The 23,749-nt window shown below is 37.7% G+C and carries 22 protein-coding genes and 1 pseudogene; 9 read left to right on the forward strand and 14 right to left on the reverse strand.

Annotation, left to right across the window (positions count from 1 at the left end; genetic code table 11):
• The first annotated feature begins 98 nt into the window (after nucleotides 1-98).
• From VB715_RS21335 to VB715_RS21350, 4 genes are all read left to right on the forward strand, one after another.
• Nucleotides 99-257, forward strand: coding sequence for a hypothetical protein (locus tag VB715_RS21335; RefSeq protein ID WP_323303214.1), 159 nt, complete (start codon nucleotides 99-101; stop codon nucleotides 255-257).
• Between the two features lie 171 nt (nucleotides 258-428).
• Nucleotides 429-1,661, forward strand: coding sequence for a pentapeptide repeat-containing protein (locus tag VB715_RS21340; RefSeq protein WP_323303215.1), 1,233 nt, complete (start codon nucleotides 429-431; stop codon nucleotides 1,659-1,661).
• Nucleotides 1,662-1,733: 72 nt separating this feature from the next.
• A complete protein-coding gene (locus VB715_RS21345; protein ID WP_323303216.1) occupies nucleotides 1,734-2,105 on the forward strand; it encodes an EamA family transporter in 372 nt (123 codons plus the stop codon).
• Between the two features lie 97 nt (nucleotides 2,106-2,202).
• Complete coding sequence (locus tag VB715_RS21350; RefSeq protein ID WP_323303217.1) at nucleotides 2,203-2,598, forward strand: hypothetical protein; 396 nt, start codon at nucleotides 2,203-2,205, stop codon at nucleotides 2,596-2,598.
• Between the two features lie 12 nt (nucleotides 2,599-2,610).
• On the opposite strand, the gene VB715_RS21355 is transcribed toward VB715_RS21350, so the two are convergent.
• Entirely contained in the window at nucleotides 2,611-3,720 is a 1,110-nt protein-coding gene (locus VB715_RS21355; protein ID WP_323303218.1) for a calcium/sodium antiporter, read from the reverse strand.
• A gap of 300 nt (nucleotides 3,721-4,020) precedes the next feature.
• On the opposite strand from VB715_RS21355, the gene ftsH4 reads away from it, so the two are divergent.
• Nucleotides 4,021-5,886, forward strand: a complete 1,866-nt coding sequence (gene ftsH4 / locus VB715_RS21360; protein ID WP_323303219.1) for an ATP-dependent zinc metalloprotease FtsH4 — start codon at nucleotides 4,021-4,023, stop codon at nucleotides 5,884-5,886.
• Nucleotides 5,887-6,085: 199 nt separating this feature from the next.
• Here ftsH4 and dnaN read toward each other — a convergent pair whose 3' ends face one another.
• Entirely contained in the window at nucleotides 6,086-7,264 is a 1,179-nt protein-coding gene (gene dnaN / locus VB715_RS21365; protein ID WP_323303220.1) for a DNA polymerase III subunit beta, read from the reverse strand.
• 290 nt (nucleotides 7,265-7,554) lie between these two features.
• Between dnaN and VB715_RS21370 the strand changes: the two genes are divergently transcribed.
• The 3 genes from VB715_RS21370 to VB715_RS21380 all read left to right on the forward strand — a co-directional run bounded on the left by VB715_RS21370 (nucleotide 7,555) and on the right by VB715_RS21380 (nucleotide 9,819).
• Entirely contained in the window at nucleotides 7,555-8,055 is a 501-nt protein-coding gene (locus tag VB715_RS21370; protein ID WP_323303221.1) for a zinc ribbon domain-containing protein, read from the forward strand.
• Between the two features lie 396 nt (nucleotides 8,056-8,451).
• On the forward strand, nucleotides 8,452-8,913 hold the full coding sequence (locus tag VB715_RS21375; RefSeq protein ID WP_323303222.1) for a CBS domain-containing protein: 462 nt from the start codon (nucleotides 8,452-8,454) through the stop codon (nucleotides 8,911-8,913).
• A 78-nt stretch (nucleotides 8,914-8,991) separates the two neighbouring features.
• Nucleotides 8,992-9,819, forward strand: coding sequence for a hypothetical protein (locus tag VB715_RS21380; RefSeq protein WP_323303223.1), 828 nt, complete (start codon nucleotides 8,992-8,994; stop codon nucleotides 9,817-9,819).
• Nucleotides 9,820-10,188: 369 nt separating this feature from the next.
• On the opposite strand, the gene VB715_RS21385 is transcribed toward VB715_RS21380, so the two are convergent.
• The 6 genes from VB715_RS21385 to gyrB all read right to left on the reverse strand — a co-directional run bounded on the left by VB715_RS21385 (nucleotide 10,189) and on the right by gyrB (nucleotide 17,936).
• A complete protein-coding gene (locus VB715_RS21385; protein ID WP_323303224.1) occupies nucleotides 10,189-10,416 on the reverse strand; it encodes a hypothetical protein in 228 nt (75 codons plus the stop codon).
• A gap of 164 nt (nucleotides 10,417-10,580) precedes the next feature.
• Complete coding sequence (locus VB715_RS21390; protein ID WP_323303225.1) at nucleotides 10,581-11,327, reverse strand: DUF262 domain-containing protein; 747 nt, start codon at nucleotides 11,325-11,327, stop codon at nucleotides 10,581-10,583.
• Nucleotides 11,328-11,398: 71 nt separating this feature from the next.
• Nucleotides 11,399-14,644: a carbamoyl-phosphate synthase large subunit gene (gene carB, locus VB715_RS21395; protein ID WP_323303226.1), complete on the reverse strand. Its 3,246-nt coding sequence runs from the start codon at nucleotides 14,642-14,644 to the stop codon at nucleotides 11,399-11,401.
• 180 nt (nucleotides 14,645-14,824) lie between these two features.
• Entirely contained in the window at nucleotides 14,825-15,112 is a 288-nt protein-coding gene (locus VB715_RS21400) for a DUF4090 family protein (protein WP_323303227.1), read from the reverse strand.
• Between the two features lie 87 nt (nucleotides 15,113-15,199).
• Nucleotides 15,200-16,003, reverse strand: a complete 804-nt coding sequence (locus tag VB715_RS21405) for a PD-(D/E)XK nuclease family protein (protein WP_323303228.1) — start codon at nucleotides 16,001-16,003, stop codon at nucleotides 15,200-15,202.
• Between the two features lie 4 nt (nucleotides 16,004-16,007).
• Complete coding sequence (gyrB, locus tag VB715_RS21410; RefSeq protein WP_323303229.1) at nucleotides 16,008-17,936, reverse strand: DNA topoisomerase (ATP-hydrolyzing) subunit B; 1,929 nt, start codon at nucleotides 17,934-17,936, stop codon at nucleotides 16,008-16,010.
• A 281-nt stretch (nucleotides 17,937-18,217) separates the two neighbouring features.
• Here gyrB and VB715_RS21415 point away from each other — a divergent pair, with 281 nt between their 5' ends.
• Nucleotides 18,218-19,396, forward strand: a complete 1,179-nt coding sequence (locus VB715_RS21415) for an AAA family ATPase (protein WP_323303230.1) — start codon at nucleotides 18,218-18,220, stop codon at nucleotides 19,394-19,396.
• A 14-nt stretch (nucleotides 19,397-19,410) separates the two neighbouring features.
• Here VB715_RS21415 and VB715_RS21420 read toward each other — a convergent pair whose 3' ends face one another.
• The 6 genes and pseudogenes from VB715_RS21420 to VB715_RS21445 form a co-directional block, all read right to left on the reverse strand.
• Nucleotides 19,411-19,614 (reverse strand): type II toxin-antitoxin system HicA family toxin, encoded by a 204-nt coding sequence (locus VB715_RS21420; protein WP_323303231.1) that lies wholly within the window; start codon nucleotides 19,612-19,614, stop codon nucleotides 19,411-19,413.
• Entirely contained in the window at nucleotides 19,607-19,840 is a 234-nt protein-coding gene (locus VB715_RS21425) for a type II toxin-antitoxin system HicB family antitoxin (protein WP_323303232.1), read from the reverse strand. The genes VB715_RS21420 and VB715_RS21425 overlap by 8 nt, the downstream gene beginning before the upstream one ends.
• A 48-nt stretch (nucleotides 19,841-19,888) precedes the next feature.
• Nucleotides 19,889-20,284: a DUF2281 domain-containing protein gene (locus VB715_RS21430; RefSeq protein ID WP_323303233.1), complete on the reverse strand. Its 396-nt coding sequence runs from the start codon at nucleotides 20,282-20,284 to the stop codon at nucleotides 19,889-19,891.
• Nucleotides 20,285-20,374: 90 nt separating this feature from the next.
• Nucleotides 20,375-20,608, reverse strand: a complete 234-nt coding sequence (locus VB715_RS21435) for a hypothetical protein (protein ID WP_323303234.1) — start codon at nucleotides 20,606-20,608, stop codon at nucleotides 20,375-20,377.
• Nucleotides 20,605-21,036 carry a putative toxin-antitoxin system toxin component, PIN family gene (locus tag VB715_RS21440; protein WP_323303235.1) on the reverse strand — a complete coding sequence of 144 codons (432 nt, stop codon included), beginning with the start codon at nucleotides 21,034-21,036 and terminating at the stop codon, nucleotides 20,605-20,607. The genes VB715_RS21435 and VB715_RS21440 overlap by 4 nt, the downstream gene beginning before the upstream one ends.
• A gap of 7 nt (nucleotides 21,037-21,043) precedes the next feature.
• Nucleotides 21,044-23,461 (reverse strand): annotated as a pseudogene (locus VB715_RS21445) (Eco57I restriction-modification methylase domain-containing protein); the annotation flags it as partial.
• Nucleotides 23,462-23,749: the final 288 nt, after the last annotated feature.

Genomic DNA, 23,749 nt, shown 5'->3' on the forward strand with positions numbered 1-23,749 from the left:
CTAATAGCATCGTCAATAGCATTAGCTTGATTGGGCTTGATTACCCCTTTCATCTCTAAGACAATCATTGTTTTTCGACCTCAAACAACTATATTATTATGCTAAGTCCTGTAGCACAAGATGTCAAAAGGGAAAGTATGGACGCTGCGCGGTTTGTTTACTGGTCGGGGTTTCATCCCACCGCTAACATCCGTGTAACGGGGGTCTTCACCCCGACATTAAGAGATAATCTTCAGCTAATTTCTAAGGCAATGTAGCGGGAGTGTCAAAATTGATTCACGATGAAAAGCGATCGCACTTCCTTAAATGGGGAGCGATCGCCCTTAAAATAAGTACAAAAATATCTAGTGCTAGAGTTATCTAAGAGTGGGAAGGGGGATCGAGAACCGCTAAACTAATAACTAGCAACTTATCTTAGTAGCAATTCCATGACCATTCCCCCTAAGTCGTCTTCTGTCCCTTCTTCGGCAGAAAACGGCAAAGTTTTAACCCCTTCCTTATCATCAAAACCAACCATACCGATTGCTGAAGAAGAACCCAAACCCCGTTACCTCCAGGAAATCAAAACTTCCAATCCTTGGTTATTGTTAACGGCTGCTGCCCTGATGGTCATTGGTTTAGGGTTGCAGTTGCCTTGGGTTGGTTTTACGAGTGCATTGGTTGCCTTTGCCTTGTCCTTACGGGTTATCCTTCCTTCAGTTCGAGATTGGTTGTTAAGATATCTCACTCCCCAAGAACGACAAAGCTTAACGGGATTTACGGTTTTTGTCCTGTCTGTGCTGGGATTAGCTTATTATTTCGGGATTTATCAAAGAATTACGGGTTGGCTAAATCAATTCAAATATGATGAATTTGGCTCTTGGGCGGAATGGGTGGGGGCTTTGGGTCAAATTATGATTGCCTTGTTAGCAGTTTATATTGCTTGGGCCCAATATGTGATTTCCAAGGAATTAACCCTACAACAAAACGTGATTACCCAACAACAAACCATTGACACCTATTTTCAAGGGATTTCTGATCTGGTTTTGGATGGAGAAGGGATGTTAGAAGATTGGCCCCAAGAACGGTCTATTGCCGAAGGACGTACGGCAGCCATTTTGAGTAGTGTCGATGCGGGGGGAAAATCAAAAATTTTACGATTTTTGTCTCAATCACGGCTATTAACGCCCTTGATGCGGGATAGCCGTCTGGGAAGGCCGATGTTAGATGGTTCAGGAGGTTATGCAGAAGATCGGGCCCATGGGTTACGGGTGATTAATTTAGGGGTGATGTTGGCCGGGGCTAATTTATCCGGGCAAGATTTACGGTGGACTGACTTAAGTGAGGCCAATCTGGTTCGGGCTGATTTAAGTGGTTGTGATTTGGTCAAAGGGAATTTATCTCGTACGGTTTTATATGATGCCAATCTCAAAAATGCTGATCTCAAAAGCACCCGCTTATTTTATGGTTCCCTAGAAACCGCTAGTCCCCGTTCTCGCAATCAGATCCCAGATTATCAAACCGGGGCTTATACAGGGGTTGTGATTGAAAATTGTAATTTGAGTGGGGTACAACATCTCACGGATGAACAACGTTACTATTTATGTGCTTGGAGTGGGGAACAAACTCGCGCTACCATTCCAGGGGGGTGTTCGGAGATTCCTAATAAGTTAGGTAGATGACAAGGCCCTGGCGTTAAGATGGAGCGTAAGGTAAATTAATAGACTAGATCTTGTTAGCGGGAGCGTGTAGTTGTGACATTTCAAGAGTTTTGTTTATTATTGATTTCAGTGTTAACCAGTGCTTTGGGACAATTGTTCCTGAAATTGGGGGCAACTAAATTGGGAAAAGTTGATGCGGGTAATGCGGTTAGTCATATTTTGAAAATTGTTTTAACCCCAGAGTTATTAATGGGTTTATTTTGTTATGGATTAGGGGCGATCGCTTATATTCTGTTACTCACCCGTGTTAGTCTTAGTGTAGCTGGCCCCTCGGCTTCTATTATCTATATATTCTCGGTTTTGATGGGTTATTTTATCTTTAAGGAACCCATTCCTATCTATCGTGCTTTTGGCTTAGGATTTATTGTCTTTGGGGTGGTTTTAGTGGTTTGGAAAGCATCTTAAACCACATTGATAAATTCCAGCCTGAATACTCAATTTTTTTTGATATTCAAGCTCTTGATTGGTTAATTAATGATCCTATTGTTACCTGAAATTATTTATGTTAGGAAACTTTCAACAAAGTCAATTGCGAATTGCTGTCCCTGGGAACCAAAAACTTATTAGAGATAGTTTACTCAAACCCAGTTACTTGAATCAATGGTTATTGCCTCAAACCCTATCTCCTGATCTTCCTGATATCTTAGAAACGGGGTTAAAGTTTACCAGTTCCCTCGGAATAATTACCATAGAACATCAAGTAGAAGTTGCTGATAATAACTATTTACGGATGATTCTTAGTCAAGGAATTGATGGTTATCATGAATGGTTATGGGGAGATGGTTGGGTACAATCTCGTTTAGAAGGAATTTCCCTATTACCGCTTAATTTATGCCAAACTTTTAGCCTATTAAAATTGCGAAATTTTTTACAAGGTCAGAACAAAGAGCAGGAATAGAGAATCTAGATTTTAATCTGATTGTTGACGGGTGATCTGTTTTTGCCTATGACGTTTTCGTAAACTGTGGAGGGTTAAAATTGTTAAGGTTAACACCGTAATGGGAATGACAAAAAATAACATCACCGTGCTAAAAATTTGCAAACTATCATGATTAGTTGAATGTAAAATTAGATAGGTTGCATAGGCTGCATAATAACTCAGAAATAGTAGTCCTTCCCATCTTGCAATCACATTTCCTGTAAAGAAAATTGGTAAGCAAGCAACAGCGATCGCAATCATAACAGGTAAATCAAAATGAAGTACCGCGTCCGAAACTGCTACCCCATTAGGAGAGACAATAGCTGAGATTCCTAAGACGGCTAAAATATTAAAAATATTGCTACCAACCACATTACCAACGGCAATATCCCTCTCTCCACGAAATGCTGCTACAATCGAAGTTGCTAACTCCGGCATAGATGTTCCTGCGGCAACAATGGTTAAGCCAATAATTAATTCACTCACCCCAATTCTACGAGCAATAATTACCGCGCTATCTATTAACCACTGAGATCCTAACACTAACAGTCCTAATCCTAACAACATTAAGGCAATATTTTTAAACCATTGATAACCGGATAAAGGTTCTTTTTCCCCATATTCATTATCATAATCACTATCGGATTCTTTGGAACCTTGGTAAATCAAAAAAACAGTATAAACAATACCTCCAATAAACAGAATAATACCATCAGAACGATGAATTCTATGATCAAGTCCAAACAATAAAGTCAGAAAAGATACCCCAATCATAATCGGAACATCCAAACGAATTAATTGTTGGGCAACCATTAAAGGAATCGCTAAGGCAGATAATCCTAAAATTACCAAAACATTGAAGATATTACTACCAATTACATTCCCTAAAGCTAAATCAGCTTGACCCGCTAAACTTGATTGAATTGCCACAGCCATTTCTGGGGAACTGGTACCATAAGCAACAATGGTTAACCCAATCACTAAAGGGGAAATACCAAGGCTAGAAGCTAGACGGGAAGCCCCCCGCACTAAAACTTCTGCCCCAACGACCAAAAGCACAAGTCCGAGAATCAGTAAACCCAATACTAAGATAAGATTCATTAAAATTAGCGATCACGATTGAAGGTCAACAAGTAAAATTTTGTAACAAGAACGCAACCGTTTGTCATCAGCGATCGCCTGAACCCCTAGAATGAATAGGACATTTTACCTTAGGCCGGCAAGTGAATGATTCCATCAGCCTGTTAATTGTAATGACGGCGATCGCCCACAAACAAAATTAAGGTTGCACCTTGATCTTTAGCATAAACGATTTTTAATGTTTTTTTAATAAGTTATTTAACTTAATTGTGATACAACCCTAAAATATTAGATAGGAAAAGCTACCTTAAAAAATGTCGAATGGGTGTTAAACCTCAACCGTCCTGGAGACGACAATTAAGCAATATTCTGCTATTTTTAGCGGGATTATTCTTGATTGCTAATTTATTTTTCCCGCAAATCTTTGGGACTTCCATTCCCCAAGTTCCCTATAGTCTTTTTATCGATCAAGTTGAAGATGGTAAAGTTACCAGTGTCTTTGTGGCTCAGGATGAAATTCGCTATCAATTAAAATCAGAAAACGAACAACCTGGACAAATTTTCAAAACAACCCCTATTTTTGACTTAGAATTACCCAAACGCCTCGAAGCCAAAGGAGTAGAATTTGCGGCGGCCCCTCCCCCTAAGAATAACTGGTTTAGCAATCTTTTAAGTTGGGTCATTCCCCCCTTAATTTTTGTGGCGGTGTGGCAATTTTTCCTGAACCGCAATGACAATTCTCCGGCCGGGGCCCTATCTATTACCAAAAGTCGCGCTAAAGTCTATGTAGAAGGAGACACGGGTAAAATCACCTTTCAAGACGTGGCTGGTGTAGAAGAAGCCAAAACTGAATTGCAAGAAATTGTCGAATTCCTCAAACATCCTCAGCGTTATCTAGCCATTGGGGCCCGCATTCCCAAAGGAGTTTTATTAGTGGGGCCTCCAGGAACAGGAAAAACCCTCTTAGCTAAAGCAGTGGCCGGAGAGGCAGGTGTTCCCTTTTTTAGTATTTCTGGTTCAGAATTTGTGGAATTATTCGTCGGGGCCGGGGCCGCCAGAGTGCGAGATTTATTTGAACAGGCCAAGAAAAAAGCCCCCTGTATCATTTTTATTGATGAATTAGATGCCATCGGTAAATCTCGCGCGAGTGGGGGGTTTATGGGGGGCAATGATGAACGAGAACAGACTTTAAATCAACTTTTAACCGAATTAGATGGGTTTAGTGCGGGAGATGCCACCGTGATTGTTTTAGCCGCTACTAACCGCCCAGAAACCCTTGATTCTGCCTTATTACGTCCCGGTAGATTTGATCGTCAAGTTTTGGTAGATCGCCCCGACTTATCGGGCCGATTAAAAATCCTGGAAATCTACGCCAACAAAGTCAAATTAGGGCAAGATGTGGATTTAAAAGAAATCGCTACCCGTACCCCTGGGTTTGCGGGGGCAGATTTGGCCAATTTGGTTAATGAAGCGGCCTTATTGGCGGCCCGTAATGAACGGAAAACCGTGGCCCAAGCAGACTTTTATGAAGCGATAGAACGAGTGGTGGCCGGCTTAGAAAAGAAAAGCCGTGTCCTCAGTGAGAAAGAAAAGAAAATTGTTGCCTATCATGAAGTGGGTCATGCGATCGTTGGTGCAGCGATGCCTGGAGGCGGTAGAGTGGCAAAAATTTCCATTGTGCCTCGCGGTATGGCAGCCTTGGGATATACCCTACAAATGCCCACAGAAGACCGTTTTTTGTTAACAGAGTCGGAATTACGGCAACAAATTGCGACTTTATTAGGGGGACGATCAGCCGAAGAAATTATCTTTGATTGTATTACCACGGGGGCAGCTAATGATTTGCAACGGGCCACGGACTTAGGGGAACAGATGGTGACAACCTACGGCATGAGTAAAATTTTAGGGCCTTTGGCCTATGAAAGAGGGCAACAAAACAATTTTTTAAGGGATGGCATAATGAACCCTCGTCGTATGGTCAGTGATGAAACGGCTAAAGCTATTGATAATGAGGTGAAAGAAATTGTTGAACAGGGTCATGAAAATGCTTTAAAGATTCTCAAGCAAAATCGAGAATTACTGGAAGAAATTGCCCAGAAAATTCTAGAAACTGAAGTCATAGAAGGTAAAGAATTACAAACTTTTTTAGACCAAGTTAAACCCTTAGAAACCGTAATTTTGCTTTGACTTTGTTCTAGTTTGTGCGATTTCTTCCCTCTATTTTGAGCAAGTGTACTATTTTGTTGCTGAGTATTATTGCTTAAGACTTGACAAAATTGTGTAATTATGAAGTGAAGTTCTTTCATTTCTGTAAATGATTAAGTAGTCGGACATAAATAAGCAGTTTTTTGGTCAAATTTAATTTTCTCCGACTACTTAGAGTAAGTTATTTAACGATTTGTACAGGCATCACTAAATAGGTCATTTTTAAACCCCCCAAAGGACTAAAAATAACCGGTTGATTTCCTTCATTTAACTGAATCTGAATATCTTTAGCGGGTAAAGCCTTTAAACCATCCATTAAATACTTCACATTAAAAGCAATTTCCCCACTGTCTCCGGTTATTTCAGCCGGCATGGATTCTTTCGCACTGCCTAAATCTTGAGTTTCTACCGATAAAGAAACCTGTCCTTCTTCACTGTCAAAAGTACACTTAACTAAATTGTTTTTTTGATCCGCTAAAACCGCCACTCGTTCCAGACTGGTTAACAATCGTTTCCGTTCTAAACTAATAGTGCGGCTAAAGTTTTTGGGGATTAACATTTGATAATTAGGATAGGCCCCATCCAATTTACGAACCGTTAATCGTTGTTGTCCCAACTCAAACACCACTTGGGCATCATCTACTTGTAAGGCGATCGCTTCTGTATCAGGCCGGCCCCCGATCATCCGTTCAAGTTCCCGTAAGGCCCGGGCCGGAATAGTCAGAGAAAACCCTTCCAAATTAGGCATTTCTGTTGTGTCTCCTGGCTCATCGTCATCCGTACTAGGTTGTAAGGTCGTTTGCACCACAGAGAGACGATGACCGTCAGTGGCTGCAAATTCTAAACTATCCTGAGTTCCCGTTAAATGAACCCCCGTTAACACCTGTTTAGTTTCATCACTACTAGCGGCAAATAAAGCCCCTTTTAACCCTTCTGTTAAAATGACGATGGGCAATTCGATAGACTCTCCGTCTTCAATGGTAGGTAAGGGGGGAAACTCATCTGCTTTCATGGCCCGCACCTGAAATTGTCCTGAGACTGACTTGAGAAGGACTAACAAAGTTTCATCTTCTTCCACTTCTTCAGCAACTATGGTGATTTCCCCTTCCGATAACCGTGAGACAATATCATTGAGGAGTTTTGCGGGTAAGGTAATTTTGCCTTCTTCGGTAACATCAGCACTAAAACTGCTTTCTATGCCTAAACTTAGATCAAATGCAGTTAAACTAACCCGTTTTTTCTGAGCATCCGCGACGACTAACACATTCGCTAAAATAGGATGGGTAGGACGGGAAGGAACCGCACGACTAACGAAAGATAAGTTGCTATTGAGGTCACTTTGACTACAAACGAATTTCATGGGTAGTTGGCAGAGGTTGACAGTAGATCAGTTGTATTTTGACTTAAAATTTGCCTTTTGTTCCTTAAATCTTTCTTCCTTTTCTGTTACTTCTGTGGAAAAGATGTGGAAAAAGTTCTGAAGTTTTCCACAAGTCGTCTGGGATGTTTTCGATGAAAAAGGCGATATTTCTGATATTTTGACTTATTATATCAATTTTTATCCTCGGTCAAAATCTTAAAGTTTTCCACAAATTTCAGCAACAGACTTAATTTTCTCCCAGAACATTCATTTAACCCAGGAGGTTAATCATGGTTTATATGTGTCAACTCAGTCCTAATCACCAAGTTTATCTAGAAAACTCAGGTAATCAAACCATTATCACGTCCATTAGTGGAAATATGGGACAACAACAACAATCAAGTAGTGGATTTTTGACAGGAAGTTGGACATTACCCCCACAAATTTACCCAATACCCCAAGGAATTATGATAAAATTGACGACAGAAACGGGGGAAAACTTGATCCAAATTCAGGGAAACAGTATGAGAATTATGGAAAACACTCCATTTTTAGGGAATGTCCAACCTTTACCCCTTGAGCAAGTTACTCAAGCTTCTGTTTCTCCGATGGAACCCATGAAAATGGGAGATATGGAGATGAATATGAAGCCCATGACCATGAAAATGGGCAATATGACCCTGGGAATGGGAGAAACGCCCCAAAATCAGAAACGCTTTTGTAGTCAATGTGGTAACTCAGTGACATCAGGCGATCGCTTTTGTTCCAGTTGTGGCCATCCCCTAACATAACTTTGTCCAATTTTGGAAGATAAGGAAGTTAAGCTCAAATTTCCGAAGTTAAGACAACATTATGTGATGGTGAGTAAATAACTCAAATCCAGTCTTCAAGTACGATTGAGGGACTGTTCTAAGAATTTTCTTAACTTTGGGATTAAGTTCCTAAACTTCGGTTGTTTATTTTAGTGATCCCCTCGAAGATGGGAAGTGGTTAGGGAACAACAGTGGAGCAGTTAGCATCGCCACCAGCTTAGAAGGTGGTTAATCACACCTCACAAGCTAATTGTCGAGGCTAACTGTCTTTTTCCTAGAGTCGTTGTAACAATCTCTTTACGCCCTGACAGTTTGCCCTCAAAAATTGCTTACAATGAAAATCAGTCGCCCATGAAACTGTTTCCCAGGTAAGGCATGACCAAGACTGTTGCAGATGTAATGACTCCTAATCCCATTACGGTTACACCACAAACTCCCCTATCCGAAGCCATCGGAGTTTTGGCAGAAAAGCGGATTAGTGGTTTACCTGTTGTTGACGAATTAGGTAAACTTGTCGGCGTGATTTCTGAAACCGATTTAATGTGGCAAGAAACGGGAGTCGAACCCCCGCCTTATATTATGATTTTGGATAGTGTTATTTATTTACAAAATCCTGCCCGTTACGAACAAGAAATCCATAAGGCATTAGGACAAACCGTTGGGGAAGTAATGACAGCAAAACCCATTAGTATTAAAGCGTCTCAATCATTACGAGAAGCGGCTCATCTCATGCACGAAAAGAAAATTCGTCGTTTACCTGTCATTGATGATAATAATACAAAAGTCATTGGTATTCTCACCCAAGGGGATATTATTCGCACGATGGCCCAGGATTAAAAGTTACAATCTCAATTAATCATTAATTTTTTGTATGATAAATTAAAGATCAACTCAGGCGCAGGGGATAGGGTAAAAATGACATCAGTTGCCAAAAATGTCTCAAATAATGTCATTGATAATTATATTCAGCGAGTGACGGAATGGAGTCACTCTAGTCAGCGTATTCCCACCACCGAAGAATTAGAAACCATTGCTGCTGAATTAGGCATTGAACCCACGGAAATTCAATCTGCCCAAAAACAGTCCAATGATCATTATATTCGCGCTCAAGGGTATATGCGCTTGAAACATTGGGATGATGCGATCGCTGAGTTACAAGAGGCGGTGGCCTTTAATCCCTCTAATTTAGATATGTTACTCAGTTTAGCATCGGCTCACATGGGACGTTGGCAAGAAAACCATCATCGTGAGGATGCTAATAATATTCGCTTGAGAATTCGCCAATGTTTAGCGATCAAACCTGATTGTGATGAAGCCTTAAATTTGCTGGCAAGGTTGTCCAATTCCCAAAAATGGCGTGGTCGTATTGTGACGGCGATCTTGCTTGGTTTGGGGGGTGTTTTTGTGGGAATGGGAAGCGTTTTTTTATTGGGTGACGGTTTCCCTGAGTTGTTTCAAAAACAGTCTAAATTTGAGCAATTAGAGCAACAATTCACCCAAGAAATTAATACGTTAAGACGGGAAAAAGAGGCACTTGAAGCTGAATTAATGGCTAGTCAAAGGGAAAACGAACAGAAGAATGAAAGAGAATTTTCTAGTTTAGAAAATCAGCTAAGTCAGTTACAGCGAGAAGTCACAAAACTGCAAAAGAAAATTGTTCTTCTAGAAAAAGAAAAATCCAGTAAAATTACGCCGCGTTCTTCTATAATTAGTCCAATTGAGCCTTCTCGTCCTGTTAATTAAGTATTAATATTGACGTAACTCATCTTTTTCACTACCAATAATAGATTCTCTGTGATCTTTCTAAGCTGCTGAAAGTAATTCTTTAAGGGTATTCATGCGATAAAAAGCTGACTCATCTTTACGATAGAAAAGAAGATGATTAAAATCAGCAATATCTTGAGCTATTTTTACTAAGTCATCATTAATTAACTTATTTTGTTGTAACCATTGAGTAACATTTACCCAACTCCAAAGTAAGGATTTATTAGAAATACCCGAAATTGGTAAAGGAAAATCACCTTTTCCTCTTTTTCCTTCAATTAAAAGACGAATATATTCTCGACTTTTGTTGATTCTTCGAGCAATTTCTGATGCTGTACTAAGGTGAAATTATAGGTCATCATTTTTACTTTCCCCATCCTCACATTTCTGTACATATTGAAAAATACTTAATCCTTTTTTGGCACTACTATTAAATTTTAAGCCTATTTCTTGTTCATTCACTATATCTATATCTATTATTTGTTTGTTTTCTTTTTGTTCATCCATAATGCTTTCAATTCTAACTGATTTACAATAAGCTTTAGTTTCACTCACTAAAAATACTTCTTCTCCCACTGATAAATGAGTATTTTGAAGTTGGCTCTCCCGTACTTGTGGTGATAAGTAAAGCTTATAATTCGTAGGGTGGGTTAGACGCGGCTATGATTTTGATGAAAAACTAATAAGTTTTAATCCGCGTCGTAACCCACCATCTTAAGTATTGTAGCTGATTATACATTTTATACCAAGATGTCGGGAGAGCCCATTTTTTTATATAAAGTATTTTTATTTCTTTCTTTCTCATTATCTATCGGGATACGCCACGCTTTTGCAAAAATTGGATTAGCAGATAATTCTAACAAAAGTTCATTAAATTCATTATAAAATAAACAGTTACGAACTTCTTGACGGCTTAGCTTAACTCCTCCTGTATTAATTCTTTCAAATGCTAGTTGCTTTAAAAAAAATGCTTCTTCTGGATCATCAGTTGATTCTGTTATTAATGTAATAGTTGAAATTGATCTCCTATCAATTCCTGCTTTTATTTTTTTAGGTAGATTATCATAAGTTTTTCCATTTAGTTCGGGCCAAACTTCTAAATCTTTTAGAGTTAGTCTATTATTATAAAAATCTTGAATTGCTGTAATTCTTTGTTGTCCATCCATTACCTCATAAGAATTATAATCTTTCTCATAAAGAATAATTGGAGGGATTGGAATATTCATTAAAAATGATTCAATAAGTAGAGATTTTTTTGTGTCATCCCAACGTTCTCTTCTTTGAAAAAAGGGACGAGTGTTCATTTCCATATATTGAGATTCTTTCAAAGATGCTGCAAAACTAGGTAACTTTTCTCTACCTATTTCAGCTAAAATTCTTTTTTCTCCTTTTTCATACTTTCTATTGATTTCATCATCTGACATTTTTGCAGGATTTTTTACTTTAGATTTTTCCCACATCTTTTTCTCAGTTTGTGTTAACGACATTATTTATTCTCCTTTTTTAAACAGTAGTTAATTATAATTTACAAAGGTGGGCATTGCCCACCCTACTAATGTTAGGAAAGGTAATCTTGCAACGCCTTAACTTCTAAAGGTTGAGTCTGTAAAGATCGAATGGCTGCGACGGTTGCTTTTGCCCCTGCTATAGTGGTAATAATGGGCAATTTGTAATCTAAAGCAGTGCGTCGAATCATACGACCATCTACTTGTGATTCTTCTCCACTTGGGGTATTAATAATAAATTGGATCTGTTTATTTTTGATCCAATCTATCACATGGGGACGACCTTCATGAAGTTTTAAGACTACTTCAACGTCATCTATTCCATTCTCCTCTAAGACCTTTTGTGTCCCAGAAGTTGCCACCACTTTAAACCCTAAAGCGACGAGATCTTTAACCACAGGAACCGTTAAGATTTTATCCCGATCGCTCATGGAAACAAAGACAGTTCCGGTGGTAGCTAAATCAACTCCTGCGCCAATTTCTGCCTTAGCAAATGCTTTGCCAAAGTCATTATCTATTCCCATTACTTCACCTGTAGACCGCATTTCTGGCCCTAATAAAGTATCTGCACCTGGGAACTTTTGGAACGGTAAAACAGCTTCTTTAACCGAAATATGACTGGGTATTAATTCCTCTGTTACCCCTAATTCTTCTAAGGTTTTTCCTGACATCACCAAAGAAGCAATTTTCGCTAAAGGTCGTCCGGTTGCTTTAGAAACGAAAGGAACAGTACGAGATGCGCGGGGGTTTGCTTCTAAAATGTAAACTTGTTCCCCTTGTACCGCATATTGAATGTTCATTAACCCGATCACTTTTAAACTCTTGGCCAAAGCAGTTGTCCAAGTGCGAATAGTGTCAACAACGCTAGAAGAAAGGGAGATATAAGGGAGAGAACAGGCCGAGTCACCAGAATGTACCCCTGCTTGTTCAATATGTTCCATAATGCCACCAATAACCACTTTTCCGGTAGCGTCACATAATGCGTCTACATCCACCTCGATCGCGTTTTCTAGGAACTTATCAATTAAGATGGGATGATCGGGTTCTACCAGTACCGCATAGGTCATGTACCGTTCTAACTCCTCATCAGAATAGACTATTTCCATGGCCCGTCCCCCTAATACATAAGAAGGCCGAACCACCACCGGATATCCAATACGAGAAGCAACTACGACAGACTCCTCATAACTGCGAGAAATACCGTTCGCGGGTTGTTTAATGTTGAGATCGTGTAAGATCTTCTCAAAACGTTCCCGATCTTCCGCAGTATCGATAGAATCAGGAGAAGTACCCCAAATTTTGGTTTGTACGGGACAGTCGGGACTATCTAGGTATTTTTGCAAAGGAACCGCTAATTTTAAGGGTGTTTGACCCCCAAACTGCACGATAACACCCACAGGGTTCTCAGTTTCAATGATGTTTAAGACATCTTCTTTGGTCAAGGGTTCAAAATATAAGCGATCGCTGGTATCGTAGTCGGTAGAAACGGTTTCGGGGTTGGAGTTAACCATGATGGTTTCAAACCCTGCATCACTGAGAGAAAAGGCCGCATGACAACAACAATAGTCAAATTCGATCCCTTGGCCAATGCGGTTTGGCCCTCCACCTAAGATCATGACTTTGGGTTTATCTGTAGGAGTGACTTCCGTTTCGTCGGGTTCGTAGGTAGAGTAATAATAAGGGGTAAAGGCTTCAAATTCAGCTGCGCAAGTATCGACTACCTTATACACCGGAATAATGCCTAAACCTTTACGATAGGCCCGGACTTCATCTTCTGTGGTTTTCGTGGCAAAAGCTATCTGGCGATCGCTGAACCCTTTTTGTTTAATTAACCGCATTTGCGGGGCAGTTATTTGTTTCAAGGGAGTTTGTTTGATAACCTTTTCTGTTTCGATGAGGTCTTGTAATTTATCCAAAAACCAGATATCAATGGCAGTTAATTCGTAAATTTCCTCCACTGTCATGCCTAATTTCATGGCATGGTAAATACTATAAACCCTTTCAGGATTAGGAGTGCGTAAACTGGCCCGAACTTGAGACAGAGAAGGTAAAGTTTCTTTCTTGTCGCAACCAAAACCATAACGACCCGTTTCTAAAGATCTTAACGCTTTTTGGAAAGATTCTTGAAAGGTTCGACCAATGGCCATTGCTTCCCCTACCGACTTCATCTGAGTGGTTAAAATAGGTTGAGAACCGGGGAATTTTTCAAACGCAAACCGAGGAATTTTTGTCACCACATAATCAATAGTCGGTTCAAAAGATGCCGGGGTTTGCTTAGTAATATCGTTATTGATCTCATTGAGAGTGTAACCGACAGCTAATTTAGCGGCAATTTTCGCAATAGGAAACCCTGTCGCTTTAGATGCTAACGCAGAAGAACGAGAAACGCGGGGGTTCATTTCAATAACGATCACATCCCCATTAACAGGGTTAACCGAAAATTGAATGTTAGATCCCCCTGTTTCTACCCCAATTTGGCGGATAATGGCTTGAGAATAGTCTCTTAACCGTTGATATTCCTTATCTGTTAAAGTTTGGGCCGGGGCTACAGTAATAGAGTCTCCTGTATGTACCCCCATTGCGTCAAAGTTTTCGATAGAACAGATAATGACCACATTATCCGCTAAGTCGCGCATGACTTCTAATTCGTATTCTTTCCAACCTAACAAGGATTTTTCGACTAAAATTTGAGAGACTGGAGAGGAATCAATCCCAAATTGGGCCATTTCCTCAAATTCTTCTTGGTTATAAGCAATACCCCCTCCAGTACCCCCTAACGTGAATGCAGGGCGTATAATCAAGGGATAGGAACCGATTTCTTCCCCAATAGCCTTTGCTTCTTTGAGGGTACTAGCAATACCGGAAGGACAGACGGGAACCCCAATTTTAGCCATTGCTTCTTTGAATAGGTTGCGATCTTCTGCCATTTCAATAGCAGGGAGTTTCGCACCGATCAATTCTACATTGTATCTATCCAAGGCCCCATTTTTAGACAATGCTACGGCCACATTCAGGGCAGTTTGTCCTCCCATTGTCGGTAATAACGCATCAGGACGTTCTTTGGCAATGACTTTTTCTACCATATCGGGGGTGAGAGGTTCGATATAGGTACGGTTAGCCATGTCCGGATCGGTCATAATAGAAGCAGGGTTAGAATTGACTAAAACCACCTCATAGCCTTCTTCTCGTAACGCTTTACAAGCTTGAGTCCCAGAATAGTCGAATTCGCAAGCTTGTCCGATTACAATAGGGCCTGCGCCCAAAATTAATATTTTCTTTAGATCTTCGCGGCGTGGCATAAGCTGTATTTGTAGAGTTAGATAGAATAAACCGACATTATTGTATCGGTTGTGATCGCCTTTTTATGTACAATCTAATCCTTTATTTAGGTTTAAGGCTTTTAGGGCAGTGCAAAATCACCTAAACACTTATAATCTCTTTGGCTTAGTTAAAAATGGTCAGATCAAATTTAAATGCCATTATTTTTTGTAATAAAAAGCAATTTCTTTCTCTTTAAGAGGAGCAAAGTCAGCATTAAGAAGCATCTGATTTAAGTCTTCTTGGGGGATATGTTTCGCCCCAATTCTAACAATACGAGAACGCATGGTATTACTAACTCCACTCCGTTGTCGTTGTCCTTCTAAAGCCATGACATTATTATATAATTCTAACTTAGCAGTGGGAATCGGCGTACCATCAAGATCGAGTCCCGCAGCGATCGCAACATCAACAGCATCTGCACCAGTGGTAGGTTGTGGAGAATTCATAATAATACTCATACAATAAAGATGTATCCAATGTCATTTTATCAGTTATGAGGACACAATAAAGATTTATTTTGAGATTTTCAACTTTCAAATTGACACTTCTTCTATTTCATCGATAATTAATGATAAATTATCCTCAGTTTCATTCTCATCCTCATCCTCTATGCTATCTTTTAGCTCAGGAAACAGAGAGGAATAAGGACAGGTCTCTCCACAGTTATTAAAATGGGAAAAATTAATGTTATTTTGATTATAATTCTCTAAAAAATCATCAAGCTTGCTTAATAATTTAGTTAAATCTTTATGAGTTTTTTGATGTTCTTTTTGATTATAAACAAAGGTTAAATATTGGGGTTCGTGAGGCAGTTTCACAAACCAATAAGTCATAGAAATTTGTTCAGGAAGATAATCAGAGGTTTCTGCAAGGACATACAAATAAAGCCTAGTTTGCCAATTTTTAGCAAGTTTTTGCTGGTTTTGTGGCTGAAGATAGGTTTTCCAATCTAATATTTGCGCTTGATCTTCTGTGAGAATTAATAAATCATAAATCACTGTCAATAAATATCTTTGTAGGGCAAAATTTCGACAATGTTCCGCTTCTTTCCAGGGAGTTTGGCTGATCTCATGTTGTGTTTCTACGGCCGTTACTAACGCCGTCATTGTTTGTTGTAAGTCTTGATTTTTCCCTAAAAGAGAATCAATGGGTAAGCCTAATTCCCGTTGCTGCATTAATTGATGAAATTGGCTTCCCCAGGTTAAATTATCCTGTATTTCTGGACTCATGGGCGATCCCAATTGTTCTAAATACAAGCGTTGAAATTGAGGCGGACAAATTTCTAATAAATTCAATTGAGCTTGAGACAACCGAATTAATGTTGTTTTGTCTGCCATTTTATTAAATATCTAAATCGAGTAAATTCAACTTGGGCCCATAGGTTTCAATAAATTCCCGTCGGGGGGCCACGCGATCGCCCATTAACACGGTAAAAATGCGATCAGCTTCAGCAGCATCTTCAATTTCTACCCGTTTCATGCTACGAGTTTCTGGGTTCATGGTGGTTTCCCAAAGTTGAGTGGGCATCATTTCTCCTAACCCTTTAAACCGTTGAATGGTGTAATTTGCATTAGCTGGCAAAGTGTTCAAATGTTCTTGTAATTGTCTCTCATTATAACAATAAACATGGTTGCGCCCCCGTTCTACTTTATACAATGGAGGACAAGCAATATAGATATATCCTTGATCTACTAAGTCCCGTTGATAACGATAGAAAAAGGTTAATAAAAGAGTTCTGATGTGCGCTCCATCAACGTCAGCATCGGTCATAATTACGATACGATGATAACGCAATTGTGCGGAATCAAATTCTTCCCCTTTAATGCCTAAGCCTAAAGCAGTAATTAAGGATTGAATCTCGTTATTTTTGTAGATTTTAGCATCATCGGTTTTCTCAATATTAATGATTTTTCCTCTGAGGGGTAAAATTGCTTGAAACCGTCGATCTCGTCCCTGTTTTGCGCTACCTCCTGCGGAGTCTCCTTCTACTAAGAAAATCTCAGATTCTTGGGGATCTCTACTACTACAGTCAGCTAATTTTCCAGGTAGGGGAGAAGATTCTAAAACTGACTTACGGCGGACTAATTCTCGGGCCCGTCTTGCTGCTTCTGCTGCTTTAAAAGCTTGGACTGCTTTCTCAATAATATTATCAGCAACATGGGGGTTAAATTCTAAGTATTCTCCTAGCACTTCTCCCACTAAGGAATCAACAATTCCCCTCACTTCTGTATTGCCTAATTTTGTTTTTGTTTGCCCTTCAAATTCTGGATCAGGAACTTTCACCGAAATCACTCCGGTTAACCCTTCGCGGACGTTTTCTCCCCCTAAGTTCGGTTCATTTTCTTTAATTTTATTTCGTTTGCGGGCAACATTATTCATTGTCCTGGTTAGGACTGTTTTTAACCCTTCTAAGTGGGTTCCTCCATCAATAGTTCTAATATTATTAGCAAATCCCAACAAGTTATCACTATAAGCATCAATACACCATTGTAAGGCAACTTCTAATTGAACACCATTTTTTTCACCAGAAACGTAGATAATATCTTGATGTAATGGATCTTTGTCTCGACACATATAGGCAACGTATTCTTTAATACCGCCTTCATAGCAATAACTTTCTATATGGGGTTCTTCTTTTCTGTGGTCAGTAAAGGTAATTCTGACTCCCGCATTCAAATATCCTAATTCTCGTAATCTTCCTGACAATGTATTATAATCAAACTCAATTCCTCCGGTGAAGATTTGAGTATCTGGCAAGAAAGAAATAGAGGTTCCGGTTGAATGTTCTGGATCTGGTTTTGCTTCTAAGCTTGTGACAGGAATTCCCCGTTCGTAGCGTTGAACGTGGATTTTTCCGTCTCGCCAAACAGTTACAATTACCCATTCTGATAAGGCGTTGACGACGGAAATTCCGACCCCATGTAACCCCCCAGAAACTTTATAACCTCCTCCCCCGAATTTTCCCCCCGCATGAAGTACGGTCATGACGGTTTCTAAGGCTGATTTTCCCGTGGTAGGATGGATGTCTGTGGGAATGCCCCGTCCGTCGTCGATAACAGTCACGGAACCATCGGCGTTGATATCCACTTCAATGTGGGTACAGTGACCAGCTAAGGCCTCATCAATGGAGTTATCCACCACCTCATAGACGAGATGATGTAGTCCCCTCGGCCCAGTGGTTCCAATGTACATCCCTGGACGTTTACGAACAGGGTCGAGTCCTTCGAGAACTTGAATTTGTTCTGCACCGTAGTTACTTGTTGTTGTCATGGAACTTCCCTAAATAATGGCTGAAGAGACGACTTTCGACTCCCCTAATAGCAAAATCTTCAAAAATTCTAGCACAAAAGGGTTAAAGGTGGCTTGTAATAACGCTGATAATATTTTTTTTGTGGGGGTGAAGCGTTTTCGTCTAATGGGGTGTTAATTTGGTGAAGGGTGAGGGGAATACTAAATTAGCACTTTCTGCGATCGCGTCTTTGTGGGTTTAACATAATTATTCTAACCCATAATGGCAACAGTTTCTTAATTCTTTAGATGAGGCTATCAGTATGTCTGACTATAATAATTATCATGATTTAGTTAAACAAGATCTGGAAAAATTAAGGCTAGAAGAACAAAAGAAACAAGAGAGAATTAAACAAGAGATTGAACGCGATCGCCAACTTATTCAACGGGAGGAAGACTATAAAAGGCAACAAAAAATTGAACAAGAGAAAGTTAGATTGAGAGCAGAATTAAGACGGAGACAGGCCATTGAACGGGATTGTCAAAGGATTAGAGAACAAGATCAGCTTCAACAAGAAAGAAGACAACAAGAAATTAAATATGAGAGAAATAAAACAACAAATTGGGAAAATATAAGCACAAAAAAAAGCTCTTATTATTCAGATAATTATCCTCAGAGTCATTCTATTGATGAATATTTACAAGAATTAAATAATTTAATTGGTCTAAATAATTTAAAGGATGAAGTGCGTCAATATATTAATTTTCTCAAGATTCAAAAGTTACGGGAACAACAAGGTTTATCTCGAACTCCTATAACCTTACACTCAGTTTTTTGTGGTTCTCCAGGTACAGGTAAAACGACAGTTGCGCGTTTGATGGGTAAAATTTATCAACAGTTAGGTATTCTGAAAAAAGGACATTTAATTGAAACTGATCGATCTGGAATGGTTGCAGGATATGTAGGACAAACAGCAGAAAAAGTTAATGAATTAGTTGAATCTGCGTTAGATGGGGTATTATTTATTGATGAAGCTTATACGCTTAAACCTGCTGATTCTGGTCATGATTTTGGACAAGAAGCGATTGAGATGTTACTTAAACGTATGGAAGATTATCGAGAGAGATTAGTGGTTATTGTAGCAGGTTATGGGGACGAAATGACCAGATTTATTGAATCAAATCCTGGGTTAAAATCTCGGTTTAATCGTTATTTTCATTTTGCTGATTATACCCCTCACGAATTATTAGATATTTTTGAGCAGATTTGTCAGACAAATAATTATGAGTTAAGTTCAGATGCGAGAACAATGATGTTAAGTCAATTAACTGATTTATACGAGAAACGAGATAAAAGTTTTGGTAATGGTAGATTAGTTAGAAATATGTTTGAAAAGACGATTGAAAAGCAAGCAAACAGATTAGTAACTCTCCCTAATATTAATGCTTATACGATGCAGCAAATTCTACCAGAGGATATTTATTTAGAAATCAAGAAATAAGTAAAATATATGTATTATTCAGACTCTTTTTCAATTGCATTTATGACTTGCTTGATAATTTTGGGATGTAATATTTTCCCTGAATGGAAAGGAACAACTACTCTAATTTGATTTTTGAGATAGATTCGGTGACTACCTTGAGTTCTAATTTGAATAAAACCATTATCTAGCAAAAGTTTTTCAGCTTCTTTAGCAGTTAATCTAGGAAACTTAGGCAACTTTTACCTCCATAGTCATAGTCAAAATTTCTTGACTTAACCGTTCTTTTTTCTCGTCATCAGAGAGAGTGGATAAATAAAGTTCAATTGCTTCGTGAATATTCGTTTTAATTTCTTCTAAAGAATCTCCTTGGGTTTGACAACCTTCTAATTGTGGACAATAAGCATAATAACCATATTCATCTTTTTCGATAACAACACTGATTTGATAAGAGTCTTTAATCATAACTATTCTCTCTGTTGTTTTCTCTGTTTTTATTATAAGCTATTCTATCTATTTTTGATGTTTTTCTTTGATTATATCTCCTATAATTTTTTTACGAACATCTCTATCTGATAAGTTTCCACGTCCCTCTAATAAAAACTTAGGATAACCTCCCATCTTTTCTATGACTGTTTTTTGTTGATTTTTATTGTTTTTATCTAAGGGTTCTATCGATTCGATAAAATCTTCTAAAGGTTCATCAAAATCCTCAGATAACGGTAAAATAAAAGTACCTTTCATTGAACCCGCTAATACTTTTTTCGTTGTTATCTCCTCACTTTTTTCTTCTGGTTGCAGGTGTAAAGATTTAGTCATTAAATATTCAGCATATTGTAAAAGCTCAATTTTTAGAGAATCAGGCATATTTTCTACAATATTCCATAATGCTGTATCGGTACTCATCATGACTACTTTTTAATTCTAATTAATAGTTTTTATGGGTCTTAACCTCAAGAAACAGTATAACATATTCACTTAGTTTATATTCGCTTCTCATTACAATTTATCATATTCGTCAGGTTCCTGATCGCTGACTTTATCCAAAACTTGTTGGAACTTTTCCCAACTTCCTTGTTTTGCTTTTTCTTCAATATAATCTTTTGTCATCCAGGAAGAAATTTGAGCAGATAACGCAATAGTAACAAGTTGATCAATAGAGATACTTTGATTATCTGCTAAGGTTTCAAGTTGCTGGTATAAAGCATCAGGAATTTGAGCATTAAGTTTCATGATTTTATTTCTCCTATTAGTTGTAAAAACTGTTTTGGGGTCAAGACTAAAATACCAAATTTTTCAATTGCTTTTAAGTCTTTTTTATTATAACTGATAATAAAGTCAGCTTGAGATTCAATCGCTAAATCAATCAAAAAATCATCATCTGGATCGGTTGCCATTGGCCTCCATAAATAAAATATTTTACGATGGTTAGCGAGAGAACAAATTTCATTAATAACATAATTAATCTCTTGGAGAGTTAAACCCAACTTTTGAGAGTTTCTTTTGAGAGTTTGCTCATATTCAAAAATTAAGGTAGTAGAAATATTAATTTGCCAACGTTTATCATTCAGTATCCTTAACAATTTATAGGATGCACCTTTACGAGAAAGCAATCCTGATAAGATAACATTAGTATCAATTACAAGTTGATAAGGATTCATGGGTTGTTTAACGACTACTCTCCATTATAGCAATCTCCTCCTCATTTAACCCATAAAGTTCATACACTAATTGATCAATCTCTCTCTCTAATTCACTAACATCAGCATTAGGATTATTACTTTTAATTTCTAGTATTTTATTAACTATTTCTGTAACACTTTTCTCTTGCTTTTCTGTGGCTTTTGGTATAGGAATTTGAGAAACATAAATAGATTTAAACCGCATAAAATCCCCTCTAATTTTTGGACATATTTGAGGGAAAAAGGAATGTATTACTTTTGAATTGAGAATTGCCAATAAAGATAATGAACCATTAGGAATCATGAATAAAGTACAATCAGGAAACAGTTGATTTAGGTCAAGAGAAAAATTACAGTTATTAGCAATATCAGGATAAATAATTTTAAAAGTTTCAAACTCGTTATAATAAGCAATATTATCTTGTATCTCATACCATTGATAATTTCCTGCTTTTCTCCCTCCTTCTATTTCAGGTGTCAATCTATCTTTATACTGAGTTAAATGATTAAGAATCGCAGGATATTGATTTATATCTATTCCCCGTCTTGTAAAAATTAACCACAAATCAGGATTATTTATCACCCATCTTTTAACATCCCGTCCCCTTAAAAACGGTTTTAAAACTTCTTCTGATGAAGGATGTTCGGCAATTAATCTATCTCTGGTTTCTCTATCAATGACAAAAGCTTCATTAAACCCTGTTAAAACACCACGATAAAACCTACCCTTAACATATTCTCCTAATGGTGTACCTGCATTTCTCAATTTATCTAATAATCGTAACACAGCAGAAGATTCTAACCGCCATCCATCAGATAATAAATCTTTTTGCTGCATCACAAAATTATTTTGAGTAATAATAGAAATAAACTCATTAAAAGGTTTATCTGCTTCCCAAGTTAACACATTAATAGTTGTATCACTATTTTGATTTTCTTTGGATAAGATAATAATGCTAGGATAGGCGATCGCTTCTTCAAAAACAGGTGCATCACCAAAGTCTATTAATGTATGTATGGTGGTATTTATTGTTAAAAATGATCGCAATTTTTCCCCATATCCTGACCGAAAATATTTATTAGAAGAAATATAAGTCAAACTGCCTTGCATTTTCAGTATATTAAATCCTTTTTCATAGAAATAGATGAATAAATCAGCAACTCCTGTATAACAGGTATATTGTTGTTGTAAATAAGGTTTTAATGCTTTAATTTCTTCTTGTCTAATATAAGGAGGATTACCAATAATAACATCAAAACCAACAAAATCACCCTTATTATTTAACACTTCTGGAAACTCAAACCGCCATTCAAAGGCATTCTCATAAATCTTACCGCTTTCTATTTCTTCTAACTCAACAGTTAACTTATCAATCTCATTATTTAATTTATTGATTTTCTTTTCCCTTGCTTTTTTATCGGTTTTACTTTCCTCTAATAATAATGTTTGATTCTCCAATAAATTTAATTGCATTTTTAACTTTCTGATTTGAGATTTTTTTGGATCTTGTTCATTTAATATTGTTCTAAAATTATCCTTGATTTTCTTAATTAATCCTTCTGTTTCTCGTTTTTCTTGCTTACTTTTAGTTTTGCGATAAATTCGTACTGCATTTTGATAAGATAAAATATCATATTGCTTATTTTTCAATCCAAACCCTAAAGGAGAGTGTAACTCAAAACGACTAATTAAAGAATTCCCACACTTAATATTAATATCAATATTCGGTAAAGTTTCTAACTCATTTTGTCCCTTATAATAAGCATTTTTCAATAATTCAATCCATAACCGCAACCGACAAATTTTAACCGAGTTTGGGTTAATATCCACCCCAAATAAACAATTTTCGATTAAAGTCTGTTTCTCATGAAATAAAGTTTCTTGTATGCGCTGACTTTCCTTATTACCGTTGATCTTTTCAAAGATTAACCCCAAAACCGACGCATTAATTAACCTTTTATTATCTTCTTGTATCGCTTCTGAACCCTCACTACTGAAATCATAAGCATCCAGAAACTCAAATAAATATTGTAGTGCATTGAGTTCACCCGTGCGCTTTTTCCCTGCATTATCTTTTAATACGGTTGCCGAAAAAATAGATAAATTTTCCTGTCTAAGATTACTAATAACAATGGTTTCATGTTCTAAGTTTGTGGGTTCAAATAGAGAACTATTGAGATAGGGAACAGTCGCAAAATTCTCGTTAACATACTCATCTCTTTGACTGGTTTCACAAGCTAAGACATTGAAAAAGAGAAAATTTAAGTCAGAATAATTTTTAAGCTTATCTAAATTCAAAAAAGCAAAAGACTTGTCACCTTTATGATAATTAATCAGTTGCGCTTCTAATAACTTTAAGAATAAAATACGATTAACCCAAGTAATTACTAATTCTAACCCCACCGCAAACAGTTGATCATCTTCATTTTCCCCAAACTGTAAAGGGTTTGTCAGTCGAGAAAGTTTGTCTAAACCGTGTATTTGAGTAATGACATTTTCTAAGAGAGAACCTATATTTCTGTTTCCTTCTTTTTGACGTTGAATAAGTTTCTTACTCCCCTGTTGGCTCTTTCAGCATTCTGTGGTAAAATGTAGCGATAGCTACTTTTTATTACAGACTTAAAAATGGACTTTCATCTAGATACTTTACTAAATTTACCCGATGTAACCGTTTTCACTTGTTATCAACAA

The organism is Crocosphaera sp. UHCC 0190, assembly GCF_034932065.1.
GTDB lineage: Bacteria > Cyanobacteriota > Cyanobacteriia > Cyanobacteriales > Microcystaceae > UHCC-0190.